This window comes from Rhodobacter sp. SY28-1, assembly GCF_005222785.1.
In the GTDB taxonomy this organism is placed as follows: Bacteria; Pseudomonadota; Alphaproteobacteria; order Rhodobacterales; family Rhodobacteraceae; genus Tabrizicola.
Window position 1 is genome coordinate 367,879 of sequence record NZ_STGH01000002.1, and the last position, 17,028, is coordinate 384,906.

The following is a 17,028-nucleotide window of genomic DNA, read 5'->3' on the forward strand; positions in this document are numbered from 1 at the left end:
CGTCAGATCGCCCCCGCCACCTTCTGCTCCAGATCGATCACCGCCCCGCTCATCGGGACCGACGCCTCTGACAGCAGGAACACCGCCAGCCGCGCACACTCCTCTGCCGTCACCAGCCGCCCCAAGGGCTGCGCGGCCGCCTGCGCCTCCAGCCAGCCCGGCCCGTGCCGCGCGGCCTGCAACGCCTGCTCCGCCTCGGTCGCGACCCAGCCCAGGTTGATCCCGTTCACCCGGATCCGATCGGCCATATGGGCGTGGGCGGCGTTCTTCGTCAGCGTCACCATCGCCCCCTTGGTGGCCGAGTAGACCGCCAGTTCCGGGATCCCGCAATAGGCGTTCATCGACAGGATGTTGACGATGGCCCCCGCCGCCCCCCGCCGCCGCATGTCGGCAATCGCCGCCTGCATCAGGAAGAACCCCGCACGGGCGTTGACGGTAAACAGGGCCTCCCAGGTTTCGACCGTTCCCGTCTCGAAAGACCCGCGCGTCGTCAGCCCCGCCGCGTTCACCAGCCCGTCGATCCGCCCGAACCGATCCAGCGCAGCCCCTGCGATGACGGCAGGAGCGCCCGAGTCCATCAGGTCCGCCTCGACCGAAACCGCCGACAGCTCCGCCGCGATCTGCGCCAGCCCCGGCCCGTCACGGTCGGTCAGGATCAGGCTGTCCGCCCCCTCGCCTGCCAGCATCCGGGCAATCGCTGCCCCGATGCCGCTGGCCGCCCCGGTGACGATGACAGCCTTGTCCGAAAGGCCGAATTTCATCCGCCGATCCCGTTCAGAAACGCCTCATGCTCACGCGGGTCCATCGCCACGACATGCTTCGCCTCTGGATAGGCCCCGCTGGCCACATCCGCCCGGAACTCGTTGAAGGCCGCAATCCGTTCCGCCTGCAGCCGGTCCAGCTCCGCCGCAAAGTTGCGGTAGACCTTGGCATGGCGCGGCATATGCCCCTGGTTTTCGCCCAGGATATCCTCGGCAAACAGATACTGCGCATCGCAGCCCGGCCCTGACCCCATCGACCACAACAGGATCGGCAAACGCGCGCTGATCGCCGAGGCAACCTCGACCGGCACCACCTCGATCTCCACGGCGAAGGCCCCCGCCTCGTGATAGCGGCGACACTCGTGATACAGGGCAATCGCCCCTTCGGCGGTCTTGCCCACCGCCCGGAACCCGCCGGTGAACGTCGCCCGCGACGGCACCAGCCCCACATGCCCCACAACTGGCACATATTCCCGCGCCAGATATTCCACCGTCTGGAAACTGCCCGAGCAATACAACGCATCCGCCCCCGCCTGCAGCATCGTGCCACAGAACCGCAGGTAATCATCCGCCGTCCCCGCCTCGGGATGGGCCTTGCCCGTCATGCTGAACACCGCCGGTGCCCGCTGCCGATACTGCGGATGCGCCAACAATTCCGGCGGGACCGAGGCGATGTCGATCCCCGCCGCCTCGGCCGCAGCCGCCTCGTCCAGCGAGAAGTAGCGCAGCATCGTCTTCTGACCCTTGCCCTTGTCGGCGAGCAGGTCAGCTACCGTGGGAAGCCGCCGGGTCATAGGTCCACCTCGATCTGCCCATCGTTGATTCGCGCCGGGTAGGTCGCCAGCGCCACGCAGACCGGCGCGCGTAGCGGCGCCCCGGTGCGATAATTGAACCGCCCGTTGTGCTTGGGGCACTCGATGGTGTCATCCATGACCAAACCGTCCGACAGATGCACCTTTTCATGCGTGCACAGGCCGTCCGTCGCAAATGGCTCCCCCGCGGCAGACCGGTACACCGCATAGGTCCGCCCTCCATGGTCAAAGCGGATCACGTCCTCGGGGTCAATCTCGCCCTCCGGGCACACCGAAACCCAGGTCATGCCACACCCTCCCGCGCTGGAACATGGTCGTGCAACTCGGCCCGGAAAGGCCGCGCGGTCGGTGGCAGAACCGGCGTCATCGTATAGCCCGGCTCATGCCGCTGCCGCCACAGGGCGCGGATCATCCAGGCATAGGCCACGGGGATCGAAGGGTCCGGCACCGGCAGGTCGTTCTTGATGATCGCATGCAACCGGGGCAACGCGTGATAGGGCACCATGGGAAACATGTGGTGTTCGACGTGGTAGTTCATGTTCCAGTAGATCCAGCGGCTGATCGGGTTCATGTAGACAGTGCGGCTGTTCAGCCGGTGGTCCAGCACATCCTCGGCCAGCCCGCCATGCTGCAAAAGGCCCGTCATCACCATGTGCCAGGTGCCATAGATGCGCGGCCCCCCGATCAGCATCAGCGGCAGGATCGACCAACTGACCAGCGCCCAGACCACGGCGGCCAAATGGATCGCGACGAAGACCCGCGCCCAGAAGATCGCCTTGCCGCGTTCGCTTTCCGGCAGATAATCCGCCTCGTCGGGGGTGATGATCCCCGCCGCGTTGCGCAACAGGATGCGGAAGTGCAGCCAGATGTCGGGGATGCCGACGAAAGCCAGCGCCTTCATTCCCAGGCTTGGCGGGCGCATATGCCCGATCTCGGGGTCGCGCCCGACGATGATCGTGTCAGTGTGGTGGCGTGCATGGCTCCACCGCCAGCTGACCGGATTGCGCATCACCATAAAGCTGGCAATCAGGTAGACCACATCGTTCATCCAAGGCGTGCGGAAAGCCGTGCCGTGCCCGCATTCGTGCCAGCGGCTGTCGCAGGCTGAGCCGTAAAGCACGCCGTAAACCAGGAAGAACGGCACCGCCCACCAGGTGCCCCAGGTCAGCACGCCGCCTGCGCCACTGACGACCAGTAGACCCAGCCATAGGATCGTATCGCGGATCGCCGGGCCATCGGTCCGTTGCATCAGGTCCTTCATCACCTTGCGCGGCACGTCGGAGTGATACCACTCAGCCGAAGCAAGCCCTGCCGCCACGGCTCGGGCGTTTTCGGGGCCAGTCAGCGAATAGTCGCGGGGCACAAAGGGCGTGTCGGTCATCGTCATGACGGGGCCTTTCCGTCCTGGTTCAACCGGGCGAACTGTCCGGTCGGTTGCGGGTAATCGGTATCGGGCTGGCGGCACAGACTGGCGATCCGAACCTCAGTCTCGGCAATGGCCCCTGCCCCGTCCAGCACGGCAAAGCGAACGTCATAACGGCGCTCCTCGCCATGGTTCAGCCAGATCATCTCTCCCCGGTCGCGTGCAAAGCGATTGCCCAGGACATGGTGGCTGACCGGCTCGATCCCCATCACATAATTGCCGCTGCGAAAGTTTTGCCACTGCAGCGCGCAGGGCAGCTGATCCTTGCGTGTCTCGACCAGGATGCCCAGCCCGATCCGGTCGTTCACCAGCGCCACGGGCACAAGACCCGCCGCGTCGGAGGCCATGTCATGCTGCCACACCTGTTCGCGGAAGCCCGGTTGCGGCGCGGGGCACCGGCCGTAACCCACGCCCTGCGCCTCCAGCCCGTCACCGTGTGAGACCCAAACCACCTCGCGGATCGGGGCCAGATAGCGCGCGCCCTCGTCCAGAACGGGATAGCCGACGTTGACGTGGTACAGCATCATGTGCGGCGTGCACGCAAAGCCCGCGTTCACCACCCGGTCGGTCACGCGGATCTCGTTGCCGCCCAGATCGGCCTCGATCCGGCGGTGCAGCTCCAGCACCTCGGCAAAGACGGCGGCCTGCCGCACCACCGCTTCGGCCCAGAGGACGCAGCGGTCGCCCTCCCACCTTTCGCCATAGCCGGTCAGCCGCGCCGGTGCGCCGCCGATCCGTCCGTGCAGCCCGTGCCGCACCGTGGCACGACGGGGGTAATCATACTCGGCGGCATCCACCTCTTCCGGGCCAAGGATATGGTCCAGCCCGCCCGTCGCCAGAAAGCCCGAGAAGGACCGCACCCAGCCCAGTCCATCCTCGCCCTCGGGTTCGTGCAGGCCCGGATGACGGAAGCCGGTGGGGGAATGCCAGCCGATAGCGCGGCCTGCATGCGACACCTCGCCGATGTCCATCGCCCGGTCGACAAGCACGGTAAAGCACAGGCCCGACCCGGTGCGGAACTCGAGCAGCCGCAGTCCCCGCTCCACCCCATCGCCCGCCGTGACCAGCCGCACGCCGCCGAACTGCGTCAGGCTGCCTGCCCGCGCCGACAGCGCCGCCGCATCCACCTCTCTACCGTAAAGCTCCGGCATTGCCGAAGGGTCCTCCCAAGCGGTATCGCCTTGCGACCCGCGCCGCCTTGCTGGAGACAATACCGGCCAACAGCGATGCGGCCAGCGAGAAAACAATCAGATTCCATCAGCCCATCAACGGTGAATCCCGCGAGGTTACCGTGCCCAACTACCCGACAATCCGCACATTATGGATGGACGGCTCAACCCGCAAAATGTTGGCCTAGGTGTCGTCGAAGCACTTGGCTTTACGCCGATGGTAGTCGCTCGCAAGGAGGCGTTGTCAAAGGAACTTGGCCGCGGCTTGGTACGCTGGCCCGCTAGCGTCGCTGGATGAACAAACGCTCCCCTTTCCAGTACTTAAAGACGAGCCGAGAGAATCCGTCTGGCGGTGATGCTCTTCGTCCGCTTCCCACTGTCGCTCCGTAACGTCGCGGGTCTCCTGCATGAGCGCGGTATCGAGGTTAGCCACGAGACCGTGCGCAATTGGTGGAACAGGTTTGGCCCGATGTTCACCGCCGAGATCAGGGACAAGCGGGTCGAAGCGATGCGCGCCCATCGCCACTGGCAGTGGCAGTTGGACGAGGTCTACATGAAAATCAACGGTTGACACGCTACCTCTGGCGGGCGGTTGATCACGAAGGTGAAGTGCGGAAAAGCAGCGTCACCAAGAACAGAGGTTGCAAGGCAGCCTGAAATTCCTCGGCGACGGATCGGTCAAGATCGTGCGGTGCTGTTCTAGAGGACCTGGGCCGCAGTGATGACCGCTAGATGGGGCGCTGGCTCAACAATCGCGCCGAGTACTCGCACCTGCCCTTCTGACGACGAGAATGGGAGATGTTGCGGTACCGGCGCACGCGAACGTTGCAGAAGTATTCCTCAGTCAATGCCTCAGTCCACACCCACTTTCGAACGGAGAGTCACCTCCAGAACCGCGAAATCTACAAGCAGACCGACGCCGCGGCTCTTGCAGAGTGGCCCAGCCTTCTCACTACCTGATCATTAGCTGAGGCTGGGGTAACGGAGACTACTTCGCATTCTTCTGACAGCCCGACTTGACCTTGAGAATCATGGTGCTGGTGGCTCTGGACGGGCGCAAGGCGATCTAGCAAAGCACCAAGTAGGCGATGGCGGTGGCCAAGGCGCGGGGGGTGAAGCTGGACATTCCGAACTGGGCTCAAAGCATGCGTCAGGCGGGAAAAGGGGGTGTGGCGCTCGGGTCGGCTGTGTCAGCAAAAGCGGGTGCATTTGTGGCAGACCTTGCGCCGGTGCAGGAACCATTGGCCCCATCCTGCGTTGCCACAAAGACAAATGTGAGTGGAAAACACCGTAGGGCTCTTCGCGGTTTTCGACACGCAACCTACGAGAACGGCTGAAGTTGGAGCTCCGATTTCAAGAGGGATCCCATCGGGCGGCCTATCGTCCCGCAGGTCCTGATCCGTCCGTCAACCGCCCGACAACAGCCCTCGAACAAAAGGATGAAACCATGGCGAGCAATCAAGAGACGGCTCCTGACATTCCCAAAGGGACAGGCGGAGAAACGCAACAGCGCGGGGGCGACATCCTGACCACAAATCACGGTGTTCCGGTATCAGACAATCAGAACTCGCTGAAGGCGGGGCCGCGCGGGCCGACGCTGTTGGAAGATTTCGTGCTCCGCGAGAAGATCTTCCACTTTGACCATGAACGGATTCCCGAACGCATCGTCCATGCCCGGGGAACTGGCGCGCATGGCACCTTTGAATGCACCGAAGCAATCCCAGAGCTGAGCCGCTCCTCGCTGTTCCAGAAAAAGGGCGCGAAGGTTCCGGTTTTTGTGCGGTTCTCGACCGTCGCCGGTTCGAAAGGGTCGAAGGATACGCCACGCGACGTGCGCGGGTTCGCGGTCAAGTTCTACACCCAAGAAGGCAACTGGGATCTGGTCGGCAACAACATCCCGGTCTTCTTCATCCAGGATGCGATCAAGTTTCCGGACCTTGTGCACGCGGTCAAGCCGGAGGCCGATCGCGGCTTTCCGCAAGCGGCCTCGGCGCATGACACGTTCTGGGATTTCATCTCGCTGATGCCGGAATCGATGCACATGATCATGTGGGCGATGTCGGACCGTGCCTTGCCGCGCAGTTTGCGAATGATGGAAGGCTTTGGCGTCCACACCTTCCGCTTGGTCAATGCCGAGGGCGAGGCGACGTTTGTCAAGTTCCACTGGCGTCCCCGCCTGGGTGTGCAGTCGACCCTGTGGGACGAGGCCGTGAAGATTTCCGGTGCCGATCCCGACTATCACCGCCGCGACCTCTTCGACGCGATCAAGGCTGGCGATTTCCCGGAATGGGATCTTGGCATCCAGGTGTTCGACGAGGCCTTCGCCGATGCGCAACCCTATGACGTGCTGGATGCCACCAAGCTGATCCCCGAAGAGGACGTGCCGCTGCGCATCATCGGGCGGATGGTGCTGGACCGCTGGCCGGACAATTTCTTTGCCGAGACCGAGCAGGTGGCCTTCCTGCCCACGAACATCGTGCCGGGGATTGATTTCTCCAACGACCCGCTGTTGCAGGGGCGGCTGTTTTCCTATCTCGACACCCAGAAGTCCCGGCTGGGCACGACGAACTTTCATCAGATCCCGGTCAACGCGCCCAAGTGCCCGATGCACAATTTCCAGCGCGACGGCATGATGCAGACGATGGTCCCGCAGGGTCGGGCGAACTATGAGCCCAACAGCCTGAGTGAGGCGGGTGAGGACGGCGGGCCGAGGGCGTCGGACCAGGGCTTTGTATCCGTTGCCCGGTTTGAAGAGCCCGCAGCCGAAAAGCGCCGGGTCCGTTCGGAAAGCTTTGCCGACCACTTCAGCCAGGCGCGGATGTTCTTCGCCTCGCAGACCGAGGTCGAGCAGGGGCATATCGTCGCCGCACTGGTGTTCGAGCTGTCCAAGGTGCAGCTGCCGCATGTCCGCGAACGGGCGCTGGCACAGTTGCGCAACGTCGGGGAGGATCTGGCCGCACGGGTTGCCGACGGGCTGGGGGTAGCGCTGCCGCCCGCAATGCCCCCGGCCAAGCCAGTCCTTGATTTGCCGGTGTCGTCCGCCTTGTCGATCCTGAAGAAGACAGCGCCGTTGACCGGCCGGTGTCTGGGTATCCTGGTCACCGACGGCGCGGAGGGTGAAGTTGTCGCCGCTTTGAAAAGCGCGGCGACAGAGGCAGGCGCATCCGTAAAGATCATCGCGCCGAAGGTCGGCGGAGTGACGCTAAAAGGCGGAAAGCATCTGCCTGCCGACGAAAAGATCGACGGCGCGCCCTCCGTTCTTTTTGACGCGGTGGCGCTGGTGCTGTCGGACGCAGGGGCGCAGATGTTGCAGGGTGAGAAAGCCGCCCTGGACTTCGTGTCCGACGCCTACGCGCATTGCAAGGCGATCGGCCATTCCCCCGGAGCTCAGGCGCTTCTGGAGAAGGCCGGAGTGACAGCGGACAAGTCCGTCATCGCCTTGCCGGATGGAGTCAAAAGTCTGGTGGCCCTGCTGTCGTCACGGGAATGGAGTCGCGAGAAGAAGGTCAAACTGCCGGTCTGATTGACCGGCCGTTGCCCAAGCGCGCGGAAACTGGGCTGCCCGGATAGGGCAGCCCGTCTGCTTCCGGCGGCTGACCCATGACCAGGAAACGTGACGCTGCACGCCCTGGCCAAAGGTCCGGTGGTACTATACCAGGAAGAACCGGATGATCTCGGCGCTGGCGTCGGGGCCTTTACTGTCCGTGTAGCTGCCATCGGGTGACCCACCGGACCAGGCATGCCCCAGACCGTCAATCTCCCAATGTTCGACCAGGGCAATCCCGGCACCATCGACGGTCACATTTCGGGTGTAGCTGCGACCTGCGGCCTGGCCCCGATCTTCGGTCTGAAGTGTCTGGACCGGTCCGGCCTCTAGCGCCTGGGCGACGATCTCGTGGCCATTGCGCGGATGAACCGTGCTGTCCGCCGTTCCGTGCAACACTATGGCCCGCGCTGCAGGCGCGCGCTGGGTCGACGCGCGCGGCATCGGATTGCCCGACATCGCGGCAAAGGCCGAGGGCACATCCTTGGCCGACCCGACCGGCAGTCCGGAATGCACACCGATGGCGGAAAAGACCTCGGGATAGGTTTCACCCAGGATCGCCGCCATCGCCCCACCAGCCGACAGTCCGGCCGCAAAGACCTTGTCCGACGGAACATCGTGCCGCGCGGCAATCTGTTCTGCCAAACCGGCGAGGATGGCGGGCTCACCCCGGTCGCGCATCTGGTCACCACGGCGGAACCAGTTCCAGCAGGACTGCGCATTTTCCCCGCGCGACTGATGGGGATAGACGATGAGCAGGCGGTGCTGTTCGGCAAGCGCGTTCATCCGGCTGCCGGCGGCAAAGTCCTCGGGCGTCTGCGTGCAGCCGTGGAGCATGACGACAAGGCCCTGAAGCCCATCTGATACGCTGGCGGGAAGGTAGGTCAAATAGCGCCGCTCGCCCTCGGTGCAGGAGAAATTGCTGGCCGTGAAGGAGGCCCCGTCCGGCATCCCTGTGGCCGAGGTTGGCTTTGCCCCCTTGGCCATCTTTGCCGACCTTGGATTTGTCGGCCCTGCACTTCTTGGCGCAAGGACCGTGTCCTTTGTCTGCGGGGCAAGGCCGTGCTGGGCCAGGGTCCGCCGCACAAGGTCGTTCGCATACTCTGCTGCCGAACCGGCGCGCGCGAGGTTTGCCGCCGTGCCGAATGCACGTGGAATCAACGTCTTCATCATGTCTTCCTTTGGATTCTACCGAATGCGATCGGCCAGGATTTTCTTCACCTCGGCCGAGGCTTGCAGCCCGCCTAGGACATTTACCGATGCGATCGTCGCGCGCGCCAGTTCGGGGGAGACGTCGCTGGCAATACGCACCAGTCCGACCATCCTGACATGCACCATCTCGCCTGCAGCGCGCAGCGTCTCAAGTTCATCGCGGGTATAGTCGCGCAGGCCCAACGCCAGCGTCTGGCGTTCGATGGTGCCACTGACGACATCGCCATGCTGATCCAGTTGCTTTCGGATCGCCGTCCGGATGAAGTCACTCCGGTTGGCGTAGAAACCCTCCTGAACCAGGAGCTCGATCCGCCCCAGGTCGACATAACCAAGGTTGATCGTCAGCTTTTCGCTGTCAGGCTGCGGTGCGCGCAGTGGTGTTACGTTTTCCATGTCTACCATCTCCATGGATGGTATATGGATGTTGTGCCGGGAAAGCACAAGGACCTGTCTTGCATCGGCTGGCGCCAAAGCGCCTGCGTCGGGCAAGCCGAGGCTCGGCTGAAAAATCTGGTGCGCCACCGTATCGACCCAGCATCGGGGTCGCTACGGCGGTGCCAACGCTTGCTTCAATCAAGGTCGCGCGTGTCTTCCAAGAGCCCGACAAGTTCGTCACGCATGGCCGAGATGTCGGCGGCATCCTCAGGCGAAAGCGGAAGATCCAATGCGTCGTCGAACGCTTCAAGGACATGGTTTTCGCCGTTGCGGATGCTGCTCATCACATCCTCGTCGATCTGGTCAAAGAAGGCGCGCAGGCCGACGACGGTTTCATTGATCGTGCCCATCAGGGTCCCGTCCGGATCGACGGCGACACCCATGGAAGAAAGCTTCCCGGCCAGGGTAGCTGCGTGCCGTGCGTGAAGGTCGTGGAACCGTTGGGCAACGGGAAGAAACTCTGGCTCGGCCTTGTCGACCATCTTCACATAGCCCTTCAGCGCATCGACGGTCCGTTCGTGCAAGGTGACAAGCGCGTCCTTGCCCGCTTCTGCGCTGGCGTTCGGGTCTGTTGATGATGAGTCCAGCATGGCGGCAGCGATTTGGGGGGTCAACATGGCGCTCTCCTCGCGATCCAGATATTGTCCGTTCGCCAGAAGAACCCAGCAGCGTCCGATTCAGTTCCGCTGGGGCCACGCCTTACGCAGGGTCGCCCGGTCCGGCAGGTGAGGCGGCCTCCACCTCTCCGACGTCGACGCTGACGTGCAGACCCAGACACACGGCGCCGTTTCCCTGAAAGCTGCCCGAGATCGGGGAGGCCTGCTCGGGTGTGCGGGTGGTGGCCACCCGAATCAGGTCACTTCCCGCCGTGATCCGGTTGGTCGGATCGAATTCGATCCAGCCCTCGCCCGGAACGTAGACATCCGCCCAGGCGTGGGTTGATCCACCGCCCTGCAAACCCAGCCCCCTTGGTCGGTCGTTCAGGTAGCCGGTGACAAAGCGGGCGGCGAACCCAAGACAGCGTGCGGCCTCCATGAACAGAAAGGCGAAGTCCCGGCAGGTGCCGACTCCAAGCTCCAATGTCTCGGCCGCCGATTGCGTGCCCATCTCTTCCCGTGCCGAATAGTGCAGGTTGAGGTGCAGGCAGTCGCTCAGGCTGCGCAGCACTGTCAGCGCATCAGCACCGGGCGCATCGAAGGTCGCCGCCAGCCAGGTGCGCAAGGGGGCTTCATCCCCCGGGTTCTGCAGCGCCAGAAACGGAGCGAGGTCCAACGCTTCATCTTTCGTATATCTAAACGGGAACGGACAGCTGTGTGTTCCCGCTTTCTCGCCGCTCAGATCCGACGTGTAGCGCCGCAAAAGAAGCTCGCTTTCGATGAGAAGTCGCTTGGTAAGGGTGTCGAACCTCGCCTCTGCGATGGAATTGCCGAAGGTATCGAAGAACCACCGAAGCGATGCCCGAGGAGAGATCGTCAGATAGGCGTCGTCGACCCACAGGTCATGGCCGTCCCTTGGCCGCAACATCAGCCGGTGCGGGTTCAGCATCACCGGCTGATCATAAAGATACTCGGTCGTGTGCAGAATGCGGATGATGCTGGCCATTGGAACCTTTCCGGTCGCGTAGCGTTGGAAGTCAGGTAGACCTTGCGAAACGGGGCTACCCAACGGCATTCCCAAGACAGGCTTCACCATGCTCATTCGGATCGGCTTCGAGATTGAACTTGATAGCACAGCGCCGGTTCCCATGCTGCTTGCGCTTTCCACGCACAGCGAGACTGCGGGCCGGATGATCGGCGACGATCTGGTCCATGTGGAGCCGAACGTCGAGACCCATCGCTACAAGGATCGCTTCGGCAACTGGATCACCCGGCTTGTCGCCCCCTCGGGCCGGACCAGGATGTTCAGCGACTGCGTCGTCGAAGTGGACGGGTTGCCAGATACAGATGCGCCCGATGCCGCCCAGCACGCCATTCAGGACCTGCCGGACGACGTCCTGCAGTACCTTATCCCCAGCCGCTACTGTGACAGCGACAACCTGACCCAAGAGGCCTGGCGGCTATTTGCCTCGACCCCGGAAGGCTGGGGACGCGCAAAGGCCATCACCGCTTTCGTCCACCAGCATGTCACGTTCGGCTACCAGTTCGGTCGTGCCACCAAGACCGCGTCTGAGGTCTTTCGGGAAAAGACCGGCGTCTGCCGCGACTTTGCCCATCTGGCAATCTCGCTTTGCCGGGCGATGAACATCCCCGCCCGCTATGCCAGCGGCTATCTTGGCGACATCGGTGTTCCTTATTCAGGCCCGGGCGATTTCTGCGCCTGGTTCGAAGTGTTCCTTGGCGGCAAGTGGCATACTCTGGACGCGCGCTACAACGTCCCGAGGATCGGCCGTGTGCTGATGGTGCGCGGGGCGGATGCGTCGGACGTCGCCATGATCACCTCGTTCGGGGGTTACCAGCTGCGATACTTCCGGGTCTGGACGGACGAGGTTGACCCGACACTCTCCGACACCGAGTTGACAAAGATGCTGACCGTGCGGCCCGATGGTGAACCCCTGATTTTCCCGTCGTCTGCCCGCGCGGCATAGGCCTTGCTTGCCGTCGGTAATCGTTCGCCGCGTCGGCTCTGGGGATTTCAGTGGGGCGCAAGCCTGTCGGCCAGCGATTGCCGTCCCCGATCGGCTCGATCCAGGATTGCCTCAACGCTGCATCCGCAGATGCTCGCCGCGTCCTCATTTGAAAACCCTGCCGCCACGGTCAAAAGCAAAGCCTCCCGCTCGATCACCGGCAGTGCCGCAAGTGCTCGTCGGAACTCCGCCAGATCCTGAAGGCCGATCGGGCGGACCAGAAGGTCGCCTGCTCCCGTCTCTTCGATCGTTGCAGGACCAGATAACTCAGCGATAGGCGATGAGCCGAGGACGGTGCCCAGGATCGTGAACAGCCAGCCGCGAAGATTGTCGCTGGGCGGAAAGCTGGCGAAATCGCGCCAGGCGGTCCGAAGCGTTTCTTCGGCAAGGTCATCGGCCATCGCCCGGTCGCCAACCAGCAGAAAGGCATGGGCGCGCAACGGCTGGGCATGGGTGAAGATCTCGTCCCGATGCACTGTCGTGGGCATCTCGATTTCCCTTTCCGCCGAAAGAACCCCGGTGTTGAAACGGGATGCAGGCAAATTAAGTGTCATGGTGTTCCCCTTTGTTCAGTCGCCATCAATCCGGAGCAGCGTGATGGCCGGTTACGATCTTGCCGCAGGTCGAGACACCTTGTGCTGATGCAGATCAGCGGTAAGGCGGGAAGCAGACGGAACCGCTGGACACATTCGCGCAGGTTGCTGCTGGTTGGTCATGAAGACCAGAACGGCCCCGGCTGACGGGAACGGGGTTTGGGTGGTGACAAGGCAGTCGTCTTCTGCCCAACAAAGCGTCTTGCGCGGCACAGGGAACCGATTCCGCTTTCGTTTCGTTTCCCACTCGGCCTTGCGTTTTCACCGCCCTCAGCGCGCGCAGGATTGCCAGGATTTGCGTGGGAAGGTCCAACGTGAGCAGAAGAAGCTCCAAGCATGACGCCTCTGTCGTGGGGCGCGGGTGTCCGTGCCCGCGGTCGGCCTGTTCAAGAGCGACAGATGTCCACCGCAACCGGTGAACTTGGCAGCACCTCCCGTGCCAAGATGGTCGGGGCCGTTACCTTGACCACGCTGGATCGGCAGCGAAGCTTTCTTGATGGACAGGCCGGGGCGACCTGTCTCGATCTGTCCGAGGTCACTCAACTTGACACTGCCGGAGCCTGGGCCATCGCCTCCTTCCAGGCCGCTCAAAATTCAAAGGGGCGCGAGGTCACTATCGACAATGCGACCGAGGCGCAGGCCCTTCTTCTTCGGACCGTCGTGGAAGCGATGCCCTCGCCCCGAAAGCGTCGCCGCCGCTTGCCGCATCACGAAGCGGGCGACGTGCTATTCGAAGTTGGCAAATCCGTCTCCAGCTTTGTGGTCGGACTGGGCCAGACCATCGGCTTCTTCGGTCTTGTGCTGACCCGGCTGGCAACAACCGCCCTGCATCCGTCGCGCCTGCGGCTTACGGCCCTCACCCATCACATGCAGCAGGCAGGTCTGAACGCCGTGCCCATCGTCGGTCTTATGGGGTTCCTGATCGGGATCGTGCTTGCGTTCCAGGGGGCGTCGCAGCTTGAGCAGTTCGGGGCCGAAATCTACGTCGTCGATCTGATCTCGATTTCGATGTTGCGCGAACTTGGCATCCTTCTGACCGCGATCATCGTTGCCGGGCGGTCCGCGTCTTCGTTCACCGCAGCCATAGGCTCGATGAAGATGCGCGAAGAGATCGACGCGATGCGGGTGCTCGGCCTTGATCCGATCGAGCTTCTGGTCCTGCCGCGCATGCTGGCTCTGTTGGTCATGCTGCCGATCCTTGGGTTCGTGGCCAACATGACCGGCCTTGTGGGCGGCGCGCTGATGGCGTGGATCGACCTCGGGATTTCACCCGCGATGTTCCGGACGCAACTGGCGGCCAATACGTCGGTCACCCACGCCCTGGTCGGGCTGTCCAAGGCGCCGATCTTCGCGATGATCATCGCGCTGGTCGGTTGCTACCAGGGGCTGCAGGTCGAAGGCAACACCGACTCGCTTGGCAGCCGCACATCCCGTTCGGTGGTCGTGGCGATCTTCCTGGTCATTGTCGTCGATGCCATAGCATCGATCTTCTTCTCGATCTGGGGCGTCTGATGGAGAACACAGTCATCAGCGTCCGGAATCTGACGAACCGGTTCGGCAAGACCACCGTCCACCAGAACCTCGACCTCGATGTTCGACGGGGCGAGGTGCTTGGCGTCGTCGGCGCATCGGGAAGCGGAAAGTCCGTCCTTCTGCGCAGCATCGTCGGCCTGCAGCGCCCTTCTGCCGGGACGATTACGGTTCTCGGCACCGAAGTCCTGACCGATCCCCCTACCGAGGCGGACTCCACGGTAGGCAAACCTGACGCCGTGCAGAACAAGTGGGGCGTGATGTTCCAGGATGGCGCGCTGTTTTCGTCCCTGACTGTCCGCGAGAACGTCGAGGCGCCGATGCGCGAAAAACTGGCCCTTGATGCGCAGACCCGCTCGGCCCTGGCCGACCTTCGCATCGCGATGGTGGGCCTGCCCGCGACCGCAGGCGATCTTTTTCCGTCCGAGCTTTCGGGCGGGATGCGCAAGCGCGCGGGGCTGGCGCGTGCCTTGGCGTTGGATCCGCAGATCCTGTTCCTGGATGAGCCGACCGCCGGTCTTGACCCGATCAGCGCATCCGAGTTCGACAATCTGATCCTCTCGCTGCAAAAGGCCCTCGGGCTGACGGTGTTCCTTGTCACCCACGACCTCGACACCTTGCACGCCACCTGCGACCGGATCGCCGTTCTGGCGCAGAAGAAGGTGCTGGTGACCGGCACCATGGACGAGATGATGGAGGTCGACGACCCCTGGGTCCGGTCCTACTTCCATGGCCCCCGTGCGCACGCCGCCCAGCTGCAAGGGGCCGCCTGATGGAAACGAAAGCCCGCTACATCCTGGTCGGGGCCTTCACCCTGGGCGCAATGGCCGCCCTTCTTGGCTTCCTTTTGTGGCTCGCCCAGGTCGAGATCACGCGGGCCTACGCGCAGTATGACATCGTCTTCGACACCGTCTCGGGCCTAAGCCAGGACAGCGTCGTGCGCTACAACGGGGTCGATGTCGGCAAGGTCCTGTCCATTGACCTGGACCGCGAGAACCCGCAGTTCGTGCGCGTCCGCATCGAAATCCGCGCCGCCACCCCGGTGCGGAAGGATACCGTTGCGACCCTGTCCTCTCAGGGGGTGACCGGAGTCTCGTTCGTGGCACTCGCGGGCGGCAGTCCGACGTCCGAAGCTCTCGTCGCCATACCCCCAGCGCCGGTTCCGCTGATCGCGTCGCAGCCTTCCGTCGTCCAGGAACTGACGGATGCCGCCCCCGACCTTCTCAAGCAATCGATCGCGCTGATCGAGGATGTCCGCCGGTTCACCACGCCCGAAAACCGCGAGGCGGTCACCAGCATCTTGCAAAACGTCGAGAAGGTCACCGCCCGGGTCGATGCGATTGCAGCGCGCGCAGAAACCCTGGCCACTGCCGCCGAAGGAACCCTGGCCCGCGCTGATGCCGCCTTGGGCAAAGCCGAGGCTGCGTTCGAAAGTGCGAATGCGGTGATGAAGGACGATATCCCCGGTCTGATCGACGGGCTGAAGGTCACCGTAGCTGACATCGGTGACACCGCGTCCGAACTTAAGACCTTTGCCCGCACTGCCCTGCCGCAATACCGCGACCTGGCGACCGAAGCGAGCCGGGTGATTGCCGCCATCGGCGCGGTGGCTGACCGCATTGGGCGTGACCCGGGGCGCTTTATCCTTGGCACGCAGACCCCCGAATACAGGAACTGAATCATGCGCTGGATCTTTGTCGCTTTGATTATCGCCACGTCTTCTCTTTCTGGCTGCGGGGCTATCTCGTCGCTCTCGAAAGCAGGCGCAGAGCTGGACGCCTACACTCTGTCGCCCGCCAGCGGATCCGGCACCCCAGCGCGAGGCCGCGGGCACCTGATCGTGGAACTGCCAAGCTCGGCAGGTGCGCTGGCGACCGACCGCATCCTGATCAAGCCGGTCCCGTATCAGGCGCAATACCTGCCGGGCGGCCGCTGGATCGAACCCGCGCCGGCCCTCTTGCAAACGCTTCTGGTCGCATCCTTCCAGAACCTGGGAGGGTTCGAGCTTGTCGGGCGGACGGCAAACGGTCTCAATCCCGACTACACCCTGATGACCGAGCTAATGGACTTTCAGGTCGAGCCGTCGGCACCGGATCAGTTTGTCGTCCGGATCACCATGATGATGACTCTCATTCGCGAGTCCGACCGCCGCGTTGTCGCCTCCCGCCGCTTTTCTACATCCGAGACCACCGCATCCGACGACACGCAGGTCTTGGTCTCCGCCTTTGACCGTGCTTTGCATGGATTGTTGCAGGAAATTGTCGCATGGACGCCAAGGTAAGGGCGAGGGGCAATACGGAACGATAGAGCGAACGGCTGCGTGCCCCACCCGTCTTGAATCCCACAGTCGTGGATTGGGTTCGACACGAGGCCCGGCCGCTCCAGCCCAAGGGGCTTACGGTAGCCACTCGCCAATCTTTCTCAATGCTGCCGCTGACCTTCGTCGTGCTATGGTCAGGACTCGTTCTCGCGTCATAGCCAGAACGTGACGGTTGCGGCGAGGGCAACGGCATCGAGGAAGACCTTCGGGCATCTGTCGTAGCGTGCAGCGACCCGCCGCCAGTCCTTCAGCCGCCCGAACAGGATCTCGATCCGGTTGCGGCGTTTGTAACGGCACTTGTCACGCTTGATGGGTTTGCCGCGCGACGTCCTTCCGGGAATGCAGGGCTTTATCCCCCTTGTATTTCAACGCTTGCCTGGCCCGCGGTCATGAAGAAGCGGAGAGGGCGGCCCTCGGCGTCGGTGACGGCATGCAACTTGGTGTTCATGCCGCTCATCACCCGCCGGTCATCAACGCGCGGCTTCCCGTGGCTCTTGGGAAAGAAGGGCTGCAAACGCGTTATCTGCGCGTCCGTCAGCCAGAAAAGGCTGCTCATGATCCAGTCTCCTTGCGGAGCTTGAGTCAGGCCAAAGACGCATGATCAAT

The 17,028-nt window shown here is 63.3% G+C and carries 16 protein-coding genes and 2 pseudogenes; 7 read left to right on the forward strand and 11 right to left on the reverse strand.

Translation table 11 applies throughout. The features are described 5' to 3' along the window. Positions 1–2: 2 nt before the first annotated feature. The 5 genes from E8M84_RS10800 to E8M84_RS10820 are packed head-to-tail and all read right to left on the reverse strand — an operon-like array spanning position 3 to position 4,147. Positions 3–761 (reverse strand): oxidoreductase, encoded by a 759-nt coding sequence (locus E8M84_RS10800; protein WP_137111211.1) that lies wholly within the window; start codon positions 759–761, stop codon positions 3–5. Beyond that, complete coding sequence (locus tag E8M84_RS10805) at positions 758–1,555, reverse strand: 3-methyl-2-oxobutanoate hydroxymethyltransferase (protein ID WP_137111212.1); 798 nt, start codon at positions 1,553–1,555, stop codon at positions 758–760. The genes E8M84_RS10800 and E8M84_RS10805 overlap by 4 nt, the downstream gene beginning before the upstream one ends. Then, the gene (locus E8M84_RS10810; protein ID WP_137111213.1) at positions 1,552–1,860 is read right to left on the reverse strand and encodes a MocE family 2Fe-2S type ferredoxin; all 309 of its coding nucleotides are present in this window, start codon (positions 1,858–1,860) and stop codon (positions 1,552–1,554) included. The genes E8M84_RS10805 and E8M84_RS10810 overlap by 4 nt, the downstream gene beginning before the upstream one ends. Further along, complete coding sequence (locus E8M84_RS10815; protein ID WP_137111214.1) at positions 1,857–2,954, reverse strand: fatty acid desaturase family protein; 1,098 nt, start codon at positions 2,952–2,954, stop codon at positions 1,857–1,859. Before E8M84_RS10815 ends, E8M84_RS10810 begins: the two co-directional genes overlap by 4 nt. 2 nt (positions 2,955–2,956) lie before the next feature. Continuing rightward, positions 2,957–4,147 carry an aldose 1-epimerase family protein gene (locus E8M84_RS10820; RefSeq protein WP_137111215.1) on the reverse strand — a complete coding sequence of 397 codons (1,191 nt, stop codon included), beginning with the start codon at positions 4,145–4,147 and terminating at the stop codon, positions 2,957–2,959. Between the two features lie 312 nt (positions 4,148–4,459). Between E8M84_RS10820 and E8M84_RS10825 the strand changes: the two are divergent. Further along, positions 4,460–5,125 (forward strand): annotated as a pseudogene (locus tag E8M84_RS10825) (transposase). 487 nt (positions 5,126–5,612) lie between these two features. Beyond that, a complete protein-coding gene (locus E8M84_RS10830) occupies positions 5,613–7,688 on the forward strand; it encodes a catalase (protein ID WP_137111216.1) in 2,076 nt (691 codons plus the stop codon). A 126-nt stretch (positions 7,689–7,814) separates the two neighbouring features. On the opposite strand, the gene E8M84_RS10835 is transcribed toward E8M84_RS10830, so the two are convergent. The 4 genes from E8M84_RS10835 to E8M84_RS10850 all read right to left on the reverse strand — a co-directional run bounded on the left by E8M84_RS10835 (position 7,815) and on the right by E8M84_RS10850 (position 10,958). Continuing rightward, on the reverse strand, positions 7,815–8,660 hold the full coding sequence (locus tag E8M84_RS10835; protein WP_240790352.1) for a PHB depolymerase family esterase: 846 nt from the start codon (positions 8,658–8,660) through the stop codon (positions 7,815–7,817). 237 nt (positions 8,661–8,897) lie between these two features. After that, the gene (locus E8M84_RS10840) at positions 8,898–9,314 is read right to left on the reverse strand and encodes a CopG family transcriptional regulator (RefSeq protein WP_137111818.1); all 417 of its coding nucleotides are present in this window, start codon (positions 9,312–9,314) and stop codon (positions 8,898–8,900) included. 176 nt (positions 9,315–9,490) lie between these two features. Next, positions 9,491–9,973 carry a DUF2383 domain-containing protein gene (locus E8M84_RS10845; RefSeq protein WP_240790353.1) on the reverse strand — a complete coding sequence of 161 codons (483 nt, stop codon included), beginning with the start codon at positions 9,971–9,973 and terminating at the stop codon, positions 9,491–9,493. An 82-nt stretch (positions 9,974–10,055) separates the two neighbouring features. Next, complete coding sequence (locus E8M84_RS10850) at positions 10,056–10,958, reverse strand: transglutaminase family protein (protein WP_137111218.1); 903 nt, start codon at positions 10,956–10,958, stop codon at positions 10,056–10,058. Between the two features lie 142 nt (positions 10,959–11,100). On the opposite strand from E8M84_RS10850, the gene E8M84_RS10855 reads away from it, so the two are divergent. After that, complete coding sequence (locus E8M84_RS10855; protein ID WP_205914594.1) at positions 11,101–11,940, forward strand: transglutaminase family protein; 840 nt, start codon at positions 11,101–11,103, stop codon at positions 11,938–11,940. Positions 11,941–11,987: 47 nt separating this feature from the next. Here the strand turns inward: E8M84_RS10855 and E8M84_RS10860 are convergent, their stop codons facing one another. After that, positions 11,988–12,533 (reverse strand): sigma factor-like helix-turn-helix DNA-binding protein, encoded by a 546-nt coding sequence (locus E8M84_RS10860; protein ID WP_137111220.1) that lies wholly within the window; start codon positions 12,531–12,533, stop codon positions 11,988–11,990. A 438-nt stretch (positions 12,534–12,971) separates the two neighbouring features. Here E8M84_RS10860 and E8M84_RS10865 point away from each other — a divergent pair, with 438 nt between their 5' ends. From E8M84_RS10865 to E8M84_RS10880, 4 genes are read left to right on the forward strand one after another with little or no spacing between them, the layout of a single operon-like run. Next, positions 12,972–14,084 (forward strand): MlaE family lipid ABC transporter permease subunit, encoded by a 1,113-nt coding sequence (locus E8M84_RS10865; RefSeq protein ID WP_240790354.1) that lies wholly within the window; start codon positions 12,972–12,974, stop codon positions 14,082–14,084. Then, on the forward strand, positions 14,081–14,875 hold the full coding sequence (locus tag E8M84_RS10870; RefSeq protein WP_394347419.1) for an ABC transporter ATP-binding protein: 795 nt from the start codon (positions 14,081–14,083) through the stop codon (positions 14,873–14,875). The genes E8M84_RS10865 and E8M84_RS10870 overlap by 4 nt, the downstream gene beginning before the upstream one ends. Next, positions 14,875–15,780, forward strand: coding sequence for an MlaD family protein (locus E8M84_RS10875; RefSeq protein WP_137111222.1), 906 nt, complete (start codon positions 14,875–14,877; stop codon positions 15,778–15,780). The genes E8M84_RS10870 and E8M84_RS10875 overlap by 1 nt, the downstream gene beginning before the upstream one ends. A 3-nt stretch (positions 15,781–15,783) precedes the next feature. Continuing rightward, a complete protein-coding gene (locus tag E8M84_RS10880; RefSeq protein WP_137111223.1) occupies positions 15,784–16,383 on the forward strand; it encodes an ABC-type transport auxiliary lipoprotein family protein in 600 nt (199 codons plus the stop codon). A 191-nt stretch (positions 16,384–16,574) separates the two neighbouring features. On the opposite strand, the pseudogene E8M84_RS10885 reads toward E8M84_RS10880, so the two are convergent. Continuing rightward, positions 16,575–16,978, reverse strand: a pseudogene (locus E8M84_RS10885) (transposase). Positions 16,979–17,028: the final 50 nt, after the last annotated feature.

Coding starts and splice junctions, on each gene's coding strand:
- E8M84_RS10850 (WP_137111218.1), bottom strand. CDS start 10,958: ATGGCCAGCATCATCCGCATTCTGCACACGACCGAGTATCTTTATGAT.
- E8M84_RS10845 (WP_240790353.1), bottom strand. CDS start 9,973: ATGTTGACCCCCCAAATCGCTGCCGCCATGCTGGACTCATCATCAACA.
- E8M84_RS10805 (WP_137111212.1), bottom strand. CDS start 1,555: ATGACCCGGCGGCTTCCCACGGTAGCTGACCTGCTCGCCGACAAGGGC.
- E8M84_RS10880 (WP_137111223.1), top strand. CDS start 15,784: ATGCGCTGGATCTTTGTCGCTTTGATTATCGCCACGTCTTCTCTTTCT.
- E8M84_RS10800 (WP_137111211.1), bottom strand. CDS start 761: ATGAAATTCGGCCTTTCGGACAAGGCTGTCATCGTCACCGGGGCGGCC.
- E8M84_RS10820 (WP_137111215.1), bottom strand. CDS start 4,147: ATGCCGGAGCTTTACGGTAGAGAGGTGGATGCGGCGGCGCTGTCGGCG.
- E8M84_RS10860 (WP_137111220.1), bottom strand. CDS start 12,533: ATGACACTTAATTTGCCTGCATCCCGTTTCAACACCGGGGTTCTTTCG.
- E8M84_RS10875 (WP_137111222.1), top strand. CDS start 14,875: ATGGAAACGAAAGCCCGCTACATCCTGGTCGGGGCCTTCACCCTGGGC.
- E8M84_RS10835 (WP_240790352.1), bottom strand. CDS start 8,660: ATGCCGGACGGGGCCTCCTTCACGGCCAGCAATTTCTCCTGCACCGAG.
- E8M84_RS10830 (WP_137111216.1), top strand. CDS start 5,613: ATGGCGAGCAATCAAGAGACGGCTCCTGACATTCCCAAAGGGACAGGC.
- E8M84_RS10840 (WP_137111818.1), bottom strand. CDS start 9,314: ATGGAAAACGTAACACCACTGCGCGCACCGCAGCCTGACAGCGAAAAG.
- E8M84_RS10855 (WP_205914594.1), top strand. CDS start 11,101: ATGCTGCTTGCGCTTTCCACGCACAGCGAGACTGCGGGCCGGATGATC.
- E8M84_RS10865 (WP_240790354.1), top strand. CDS start 12,972: ATGTCCACCGCAACCGGTGAACTTGGCAGCACCTCCCGTGCCAAGATG.
- E8M84_RS10810 (WP_137111213.1), bottom strand. CDS start 1,860: ATGACCTGGGTTTCGGTGTGCCCGGAGGGCGAGATTGACCCCGAGGAC.
- E8M84_RS10815 (WP_137111214.1), bottom strand. CDS start 2,954: ATGACCGACACGCCCTTTGTGCCCCGCGACTATTCGCTGACTGGCCCC.